The following is an 8,052-nucleotide window of genomic DNA, read 5'->3' on the forward strand; positions in this document are numbered from 1 at the left end:
TCGAATAGTCCCGACCGCAGCCGTACGGGCATCGCGGTCGATGCCCCGCCCGTACGGAACGACCCGGGTCCGGGGCCGCCTGCTTCCCGATCGTGCCGCAGGCGGCCCCGGCCCCGTCGTCGTCCGCCGGCCCACCACCCGCCACAGGGCGCAGGCCGGGCGTCACCACCAGAACCAGGGACCGGGCGTCACCGGCAGAGCCGCACGGCGGGCTCAGGCCGCCGCTTCGGCGAGGGTGTGGGCGACGAGGGCGTTGGCGTGGCCGTGGCCGAGGCCGTGCTCGGTCTTGAGCCAGGCGACGAGCTCCATGTGCTTGCCGAGCGGGGAGGCCCGGATGAGGTCCTTCCACTCGGCGACGGGTCGGCCGTACTTCTTCTCGATGGACGGGAAGTAGCTGGCGGGGCCCTTGGCGGGGGTGGCGGTCATGGTCGGTACGCCCTTTCGGGAACGGATGCGGTCGCGGTCTACCCAGGTAGGACCGCGACCGCATCGTCAACTCATCGCCCGGCCAAAGTGATCTGCGTCACACTCCGACCTTGCGCTTGGCCCGCCGCCCGGCGGCCGGGGTGGGGTTGGCGTTCCAGGCGGCGACGGGGTTGCCGAGCCAGCGGGTGGTGCCGGGGACGTTCTCGCCGCGCATGACCAGGGAGGCGGGGCCGACGGTGGTGCCGGCGCCGAGGGAGGAGTTGAGCAGGACGATGGAGTGCGGGCCGGTGGTGGAGCCGGGGCCGAGGTGGACGGGGCCCAGGCGCATGACCCGGTCGTGGAAGAGGTGGGTCTGCAGGACGGTGCCGCGGTTGACGCTGGCGCCGGCCTCGACGGTGACGAGGTCGCTCTCGGGCAGCCAGTGGGTCTCGCACCACACGCCGCGCCCGATGTGGGCGCCGAGGCTGCGCAGCCAGGCGTTGAGGTAGGGCGTGCCGGTGATGGTGGAGCCGCCGAAGGGCATGGCGAGTTCCTCGACGAAGCTGTCGTAGAGCTCGTTGCGCCACACGAAGGTGGACCACAGGGGGTGTTCGGCGACGCGGAAGCGTCCGACGAGGAGCCACTTGGCGGCGGTGGTGACCAGGCAGGCGATGAGGGCGGCGCCGATGAGGACGAGGCCGGCGGCGGCGAGGGCGCGCGTGAGGCCGTAGTCGTCGCGCAGTTCCTGGAGGGTGGCGAGGACGAGGTCGCCGAGGAGGGCGGCGAGGACGATGGGCAGCAGGCGGCACAGTTCGACGCCGGCGCGGGCCCACATCAGGCGCCGGGGCGGGTTGTAGGTGCGGGCGTCGCCGCCGGCGGCCGCGACGCGCGGCAGGGCGAAGGCGGGGCGGCCGAGCCAGGAGGAGCCTTCGGGGGCGTTGACGGGGGTGTCGGACAGGACGCCGACGAGGGAGTTGTCGGGCAGTCGGCGGCCGGGGCCGACGATACCGGAGTTGCCGACGAAGGAGCGGCGCCCGACGTGCGAGGGGCCGATGTGCAGCCAGCCGCCGCGCAGTTCGTAGGGGGCGACGAGGGTGTCGTCGGCGAGGAAGGCGCCGTCGTCGACGCGCATCAGGCCGGGCAGGGACAGGACGGTGGAGGCTTCGACGCGGCGGCCGACCTTGGCGCCGAGCAGGCGCAGCCACACCGGGGTGAAGAGGCTGGCGTAGAAGGGGAAGAGGGTGCGCCGGGCGGTGTCGCTGAGCCGGGTGACGGCCCAGGCGCAGTAGGCGACGCGGCCGTGGGCGGGGTGGAAGCCGGGGCGCAGCGGGATGGACAGGAGGCGGACCATGATCGCTATCAGCGTGGCGTGGCACACCAGGGTGAGGGCGGCCAGCGGGATGGTGGCGGGCAGGAGTTGGAGGAGGGCCGCGGTGAGGGTGCGGTCGGTGTCGACCATCGTGAAGACGATGGCGAGCGCGGGGAGGGCGGCGATGATCGGCAGGAGGCCGAAGACGGTCAGGCCGACGCCGTAGGCGAGGTTCCAGAAGCGGGAGCGGGGGGTGGCGGCGGCTGCGGGCCAGGTGGTGCGGGCCTCGGTGGAGGGCCGGGCCGGGGAGCCGTGCCAGTGTTCGCCGGCGGGTACGGCGCCGGTGACGCAGGAGCCGGGGGCGATGTCGGCGCCGGCGCCGATGCGGGCGCCGGGCATGAGGGTGGAGCGGCCGCCGATGCGGGCGCCGTCGCCGATGTCGATGCGGCCGAGGTGGAGGGTGTCGCCGTCGAGCCACCAGCCGGCGATGTCGGCTTCGGGTTCGACGGTGGCGCCGGCGCCGATGCGGGCGAGGCCGGTGACGGGGGGCAGGGTGTGCAGGAGGACGCCGGCGCCGATGCGGCAGCCGAGCGCGCGGGCGTAGCGGCGGGCCCAGGGGGTGCCGGCGAGGGCGCCGACGCCGAAGAGGGTGACGGCGCGTTCGGCGGCCCACAGTCGCAGGTGGGCCTGGCCGCCGCGGGGGTGGCTGCCGGGGCGCAGGCCGGCGGTGAGCAGGCGGGCGGTGCCGGCGGCGAGGAGGGTGCGGCCGGGGGCGCTGTAGAAGAGGAGGAGGCCGGCGGCGACGGGCCACCAGGAGCTGTGCGGGGCCCAGCTGAGCTGGTTGCCGATGAGGTTGTCGAAGGCGGTGAGGGCGAGGATCCAGCGCAGTCCGGAGATGCTGAAGACGCCGAGCAGGATGAGGGTCTGCCACAGGCCGGCGCTGGCGGGGGTGCGGCGCACGGTGCGGACGGGGACGGGGGTGGGGGTGTGTGCGGCGCCGCCGGTATGAGGGGGGCCGGCGAGGTTGTCAAGATAATCGGCGAGGTCGCCGAGGACGGGGTGGGCGTAGAGGTCGGCGACGGAGACGCCGGGGTGGCGGGTGCGCAGTTCGGAGACGAGGCGGGCGGCGGTGAGGCTGGAGCCGCCGAGGGCGAAGAAGTCGTCGCCGGGGCCGGGGGCCGTGCCGAGCATGCTCTCCCAGCGGCCGGCGAGCCAGCCGGCGGTGCCGTCCAGGGGGGCGGCGGTGCCGGGGGTGGCGGTGCCGGTGGTGGCGAGCGGCCAGGGCAGGGCGTTGCGGTCGACCTTGCCGGAGGTGCGGGTGGGCAGGGAGTCGACGAGGGCGAGGACGGGCACGAGCGGGGCGGGCAGGCGTCCGAGCAGGTGCTGGCGGGCGGCGGTGAGGTCGGGGGTGGTGCCGGGCTGGGCGACGAGGTAGCCGATCAGCAGGTCGGCGCCGGCGGGGCTCTTGCGGACGGCGGCGGCCGCGGCGCGGATGCCGGGCAGGGCCTGGAGGGCGGCGTCGATCTCGCCGAGTTCGATGCGCCGGCCGCCGAGTTTGATCTGGTCGTCGGCGCGGCCGACGAAGACGAGGCCTTCGGGGTCGTTGCGCACGAGGTCGCCGCTGCGGTAGACGCGCGGGGAGGCGAGGGCGGGGTGGGCGCTGAACTTCTCGGCGTCCTTGGCGGGGTCGAGGTAGCGGGCGGTGCCGATGCCGGTGATGAGGAGTTCGCCGGTCTCGTACCAGGGGACGGGGTGGCCGGCGGCGTCGACGACGGCGATCTCCCAGCCGTCCAGGGGGGTGCCGATGCGTACGGGCTGGCCGGGGAGCATGCGGGCGGCGGTGGCGACGACGGTGGTCTCGGTGGGGCCGTAGGTGTTCCAGAACTCGCGGCCGGGGGTGGCCAGGCGCTCGACGAGTTCGGCGGGGCAGGCCTCGCCGCCGACGATGATCAGGCGCACGGCGTCCAGGCACTCCTGCGGCCACAGGGCGAGCAGGGTGGGGACGGTGGAGATGGCGGTGATGCGGCGCTCGACGAGCCAGGGGCCGAGGTCGGTGCCGGCCTTGACGAGGGAGCGGGGGGCGGGCACCAGGCAGGCGCCGTGGCGCCAGGCCAGCCACATCTCCTCGCAGGAGGCGTCGAAGGCCACCGACAGGCCGGCCAGGACACGGTCGCCGGGGCCGAGCGGCTGCTGCCGCAGGAAGAGGCGGGCCTCGGCGTCGACGAAGGCGGCCGCGGAGAGGTGGGTGACGGCGACGCCCTTGGGGCGGCCGGTGGTGCCGGAGGTGAAGATGATCCACGCGTCGTCGGCGGGGGTGGGCCAGACGGGGTTGCCGCGGGGCCCGGCCCCGGAGCCGGGGGCGAGCCGGCGTTCGGCGCCGAGGACGGCGCACACCTGGGCGTCCTGCCAGATCATGTCGGCGCGCTCGTCGGGGTCGTCGGCGTCGACGGGCACGTAGGCGGCGCCGCAGCGCAGCACGGCCAGGATGGCGACGTACAGGTCGGCGGTGCCGGAGGGGATGCGCACGCCGACCCGGTCCCCGGCGCCGATGCCGTGCCCGGCGAGGACGCCGGCGAGGGTGTCGACCTCGTGCATGAGGGCGCGGTAGTCGAGTACGGCGGTGCCGGTGTCCAGCGCGGGTGCGTGCGGGTGGGCGTCGGCGGTGGCGGTGACGATGTCGAGCAGGCTGCGGGGGTGCGCGGGCCGGACCGCCGGCCAACCGGCGGCGTGAGCGGGCCCGGGACGGTTCAGCGTTCCCGGGCCTGCCATGTCCTGGCGTGCGTCCATAAGGAGTGTCCTCGGCTGGGAGTAGTCATTAAGGATGAATGCGGGGAGTCACCTTGCGTGGTGCCTCACTCACCATGACTCCACTGGGAGCCCGCTGGATGCCGTGGAGGTGGAGTCAAAGGAACTTTTCATTTTCGGCGACATATGGGGGCATCAGGGAACGATTCGAAAGTCATTTCGGGGTTTTTCGATCGCTTTCGGCGGCGAAGGGTAATCGCCGGAGGCAGGAGGCATATGACGCGAAGGCGAAGAGTGGTCTACGCCATAGCGGCGGGGACGCTACCGGTAGTGAAAGCGGACCCGCCAGATCTGGAGGTTTAGCGATGATGGTGGCCGGATCCCGCCGGTGGCCCGCGGGGGGCGGGGGCGGCGCGGAGGGCGGCGCGCGGCTCGTCTGGTACGCGGCGTACGGGTCGAACCTGCACGCCGCCCGGCTCGCCTGCTACCTGCGCGGCGGCCGCCCCGACGGCGGCGCGCACACCTACCCCGGCTGCCGCGACCACCACCCGCCGCGCCGGGACGTGGCCGCGACCCTGCCCGGCACGCTGTACTTCGCGCGGGAGTCGGCGGTGTGGGGCGGCGGCAGCGGCTTCTACGATCCGGACGCACCGGGTGAACTCCCCTGCCGGGCCTACTTGATGACGGTCAGTCAGTTCAGCGACATCGCCGCCCAGGAGATGCGCCGCTCCCCCGACACCGACCTCGACCTCACCCGCACCCTCACGCACGGACGCGACCGGCTCGGGCCCGGCCGGTACGAGACGCTGGTACACGCGGGCGAGTTGGACGGACACCCGCTGCTGACCTTCACCGCCCCCGAAGGCCTGGCCGGCGCCGAACTCAATCCACCCTCGGCGCCCTATCTGCGCACCCTGGCCGCAGGCCTGGCCGAGTCCCACGGCTGGAACGCGCGCCACTGCGCCGACTACCTGGCCTCCCGCCCGGGCGCCGCCGGGCACTGGACCGCGGCGGACGTCCTGGCCGTACTGGGCGGTGGTCTGGACCTTTAGGTCCCGTTCACCCCGTGGTGACCGTACGGTGACAACTGCGTGGGTTCCGGCCACATCAGGCAAAGGAAACGCCAGGCCACCGCACGGACGGCCCGGCGCTTCCGGCCGGCGGCTGGCGGCGGGAAGCGGCGGCCACTCGGCGGCTTCGTCAAAGGCGGTTTTAAGATCACGCCCTTCAGCTTGAGCGTTGGCCGTGCAGGAGGAGGGGGACGGCGCGGTTGGCGAGCGCTTCGGCGGCGCGGGCCGCCTGGGCGGGGGCCATGACGTCCGGGAGTTCGTGGGCGCGGACGAAGCGGGCGCCGAACAGTCCACTGCGATGCCGGGGCGGGACGGTGAGGCGGGTGTCATCGCGCACGGTGCCGCCGTCGAAGACGAGGTTGAGGCGGCGGCACCCTCGGCCTGATGCTCGACCAGCTCGAACACAGAATCCTGATAGAGGGTTTCCCCGAGTACGCCGACAAGGAAGCCGAAGCGACCGCCATCCGGCTCTTCCAGATCGGGGTCATCTCAGGGCTGCTGCAGACTCCCGAGTATGCGGCAGCCTATGAACAGGCACCGGTCACGCGCGGGACCGTCACTCAGCAGCAGGCCGATGAGCGCATGCGGTTCCTCCTCGCCCGGCAGGAACGGATCGACCGACCGTCTCCGCCGTACGTCCAGGCCGTACTCGACGAGTGGAGCCTGCGACGGCCGATCGGCGGGCCTGCGGTGATGGTGGGCCAGCTGGCCCACCTGGAGAAGTTGGCCGGTCTACCGAACATGACCATCCAGGTAGCCCCGCTCAGCCTCGGAGAGCAACGGCCGTTCGCGCATCCAGTGACACTTCTGACGATGCCGAATCGTTCGCTGCTCGGCTATTCGGAGAGCCACCTGCGCGGCCATCTGGAGCGCGACGCCGAAACCCTCGCAGGCTGGGCCAGGGAGTACGATCGGCTGCAAGCCGAGGCACTGCCTCTGGCCCCGTCGCTTGAGCTGATCCGCGCAGTACGGAAGGAATTTGAAAGTGCACCTTGACCTATCCGGCGCTCGCTGGCGCAAGAGCACGTTCAGCGGCCAGGGCGGCGAATGCATCGAGGTAGCGGACGGCTTCCCCGGCATCGTCCCGGTCCGCGACTCCAAGGACCCCAACGGCCACACCCTCGCCTTCCCCGCCGATGCCTGGCAGGCCTTCGTCACCGCCGTCGGCACCGGCGAGTTCGACGCCAACTAGGCCTATCTGACGCCAGAGTGGGAAGTCATCCCCATCGACTTCCCACTCCACCCGCAGGAGGCAACGCGATGGCAACCACCTGGCGCAAGAGTTCGCACAGCGGCGGCGGAGGCGAATGCATCGAGGTCGCCGACGGCTTCACCGGCGTGCAGCCCGTGCGCGACTCCAAGGACCCCGAGGGCCCGGCTCTCCTCTTCTCCTCCGCCGCCTGGCAGGCCTTCGTCACCGCCACCCGCGCCGGCGAGTTCGACGCCAACTAGGCCTATCTGACGCCAGAGTGGGAAGTCGTCCCCATCGACTTCCCACTCCACCCGCAGGAGGCAACGCGATGGCAACCACCTGGCGCAAGAGCAGCTACAGCGGACAGGGAGGCCAGTGCATCGAGATCGCCGACGGCTTCAGCGGCGTGCAGCCCGTCCGAGACTCCAAGGACCCCGACGGACCCGTCCTCTGCTTCCCCGCCCCCGCTTGGCAGGCCTTCGTCACCGCCGTCCGCGTCGGCGAGTTCGACGCCCGGGAGACCCGCCTCTCGGCGAGCTGACCCGTGGCCTGCGGCGACCTGATCGACCCGGGCACCGACGCGACCGGGATGCCCCGTGCTTCACCTGCGGCGGCGTGGACCCGGCCGTTCTCCGGCCGGATCCACGCGGCCTTCTCGATCGGCTCGGGCATCGTGTGCGCCCTCGTCAGGCCGCGACGGGCGCGCCGGCGACGCGGCGTTCGCCGCCGTTGCGCTCGCGCCACGCCCGGTAGACGTCGATGGCCGCGTCGCTGGGCAGGTAGCGCATCGGCAGCCGGCGCTCGTCCCAGTTCTTGGCGAACTCACTGTAGAAGGTGGCGAGTTCGAAGTACTTGCGGTCGTCGACGTAGTGCGGTTCGTAGTCGTCGCGGGTGGTGAGGAAGACGACCTCGTCGGGGCTGCAGTAGTAGAGCGAGCCCAGGCACATCGGGCAGGGGTGGGCGAGGACGTAGATGGTGGTGCCGGTCAGGTGCTCGGTGCCGAGCCTCGTGCAGGCGTCGCGGATGGCGAGGATCTCGGCGTGCGCGGTGGGGTCGCCGGTCTGGGCGACCTTGTTCGGGCTCTCGGCGAGGATCTCGCCGTCCTTGACGATGACGGTGGCGAACGGGCGCCCGCCTTCGGCGACGTTGCGGCGGGCGAGGTCGATGGTGTGCTGAGCGAAGTCCACGGTGGCGGTTCCTTGCCGGTCGGGGGCGGGCCGGGGTGGGACGGCGGGGGGCGCGGGCGGTCGGGGCCCCCCCGGCCCCCGCGGGGGTGCACTACGCGGGGTGGTGGGGTGATTAGGAGATGCGGGGGTTGTCCGAGGGGGCGG

At 72.9% G+C, this 8,052-nt stretch carries 9 protein-coding genes; 5 read left to right on the forward strand and 4 right to left on the reverse strand.

Features of this window, described 5'->3' with window-relative positions:
- Window positions 1-213: 213 nt before the first annotated feature.
- A complete protein-coding gene (locus ACFV6D_RS25935) occupies window positions 214-426 on the reverse strand; it encodes a DUF4287 domain-containing protein (protein WP_063352910.1) in 213 nt (70 codons plus the stop codon).
- 97 nt (window positions 427-523) lie between these two features.
- Entirely contained in the window at window positions 524-4,501 is a 3,978-nt protein-coding gene (locus ACFV6D_RS25940; RefSeq protein WP_244293872.1) for a Pls/PosA family non-ribosomal peptide synthetase, read from the reverse strand.
- A 323-nt stretch (window positions 4,502-4,824) separates the two neighbouring features.
- Between ACFV6D_RS25940 and ACFV6D_RS25945 the strand changes: the two genes are divergently transcribed.
- Window positions 4,825-5,511 (forward strand): histone deacetylase, encoded by a 687-nt coding sequence (locus ACFV6D_RS25945; RefSeq protein WP_380561259.1) that lies wholly within the window; start codon window positions 4,825-4,827, stop codon window positions 5,509-5,511.
- A gap of 175 nt (window positions 5,512-5,686) precedes the next feature.
- Here the strand turns inward: ACFV6D_RS25945 and ACFV6D_RS25950 are convergent, their stop codons facing one another.
- Window positions 5,687-5,866, reverse strand: coding sequence for a hypothetical protein (locus ACFV6D_RS25950; RefSeq protein ID WP_380425567.1), 180 nt, complete (start codon window positions 5,864-5,866; stop codon window positions 5,687-5,689).
- 47 nt (window positions 5,867-5,913) lie between these two features.
- Between ACFV6D_RS25950 and ACFV6D_RS25955 the strand changes: the two genes are divergently transcribed.
- From ACFV6D_RS25955 to ACFV6D_RS25970, 4 genes are all read left to right on the forward strand, one after another.
- Window positions 5,914-6,525 carry a DUF5753 domain-containing protein gene (locus tag ACFV6D_RS25955; protein WP_380494783.1) on the forward strand — a complete coding sequence of 204 codons (612 nt, stop codon included), beginning with the start codon at window positions 5,914-5,916 and terminating at the stop codon, window positions 6,523-6,525.
- The gene (locus ACFV6D_RS25960; protein ID WP_380561260.1) at window positions 6,515-6,721 is read left to right on the forward strand and encodes a DUF397 domain-containing protein; all 207 of its coding nucleotides are present in this window, start codon (window positions 6,515-6,517) and stop codon (window positions 6,719-6,721) included. The genes ACFV6D_RS25955 and ACFV6D_RS25960 overlap by 11 nt, the downstream gene beginning before the upstream one ends.
- 68 nt (window positions 6,722-6,789) lie before the next feature.
- Window positions 6,790-6,981 (forward strand): DUF397 domain-containing protein, encoded by a 192-nt coding sequence (locus ACFV6D_RS25965; protein WP_380561261.1) that lies wholly within the window; start codon window positions 6,790-6,792, stop codon window positions 6,979-6,981.
- A 68-nt stretch (window positions 6,982-7,049) separates the two neighbouring features.
- A complete protein-coding gene (locus ACFV6D_RS25970) occupies window positions 7,050-7,262 on the forward strand; it encodes a DUF397 domain-containing protein (protein ID WP_380561262.1) in 213 nt (70 codons plus the stop codon).
- 145 nt (window positions 7,263-7,407) lie between these two features.
- Here the strand turns inward: ACFV6D_RS25970 and ACFV6D_RS25975 are convergent, their stop codons facing one another.
- Window positions 7,408-7,908 carry a nucleoside deaminase gene (locus ACFV6D_RS25975; RefSeq protein ID WP_063352916.1) on the reverse strand — a complete coding sequence of 167 codons (501 nt, stop codon included), beginning with the start codon at window positions 7,906-7,908 and terminating at the stop codon, window positions 7,408-7,410.
- Between the last annotated feature and the right edge of the window lie 144 nt (window positions 7,909-8,052).

This window comes from Kitasatospora sp. NPDC059812 (genome assembly GCF_042732075.1).
Classification (GTDB): Bacteria; Actinomycetota; Actinomycetes; order Streptomycetales; family Streptomycetaceae; genus Kitasatospora.

Bases quoted from the DNA above. Each gene is read 5' to 3' on its own strand.
- ACFV6D_RS25965 (WP_380561261.1), top strand. From the start codon at position 6,790: ATGGCAACCACCTGGCGCAAGAGTTCGCACAGCGGCGGCGGAGGCGAA.
- ACFV6D_RS25940 (WP_244293872.1), bottom strand. From the start codon at position 4,501: ATGGACGCACGCCAGGACATGGCAGGCCCGGGAACGCTGAACCGTCCC.
- ACFV6D_RS25970 (WP_380561262.1), top strand. From the start codon at position 7,050: ATGGCAACCACCTGGCGCAAGAGCAGCTACAGCGGACAGGGAGGCCAG.
- ACFV6D_RS25935 (WP_063352910.1), bottom strand. From the start codon at position 426: ATGACCGCCACCCCCGCCAAGGGCCCCGCCAGCTACTTCCCGTCCATC.
- ACFV6D_RS25945 (WP_380561259.1), top strand. From the start codon at position 4,825: ATGATGGTGGCCGGATCCCGCCGGTGGCCCGCGGGGGGCGGGGGCGGC.
- ACFV6D_RS25955 (WP_380494783.1), top strand. From the start codon at position 5,914: ATGCTCGACCAGCTCGAACACAGAATCCTGATAGAGGGTTTCCCCGAG.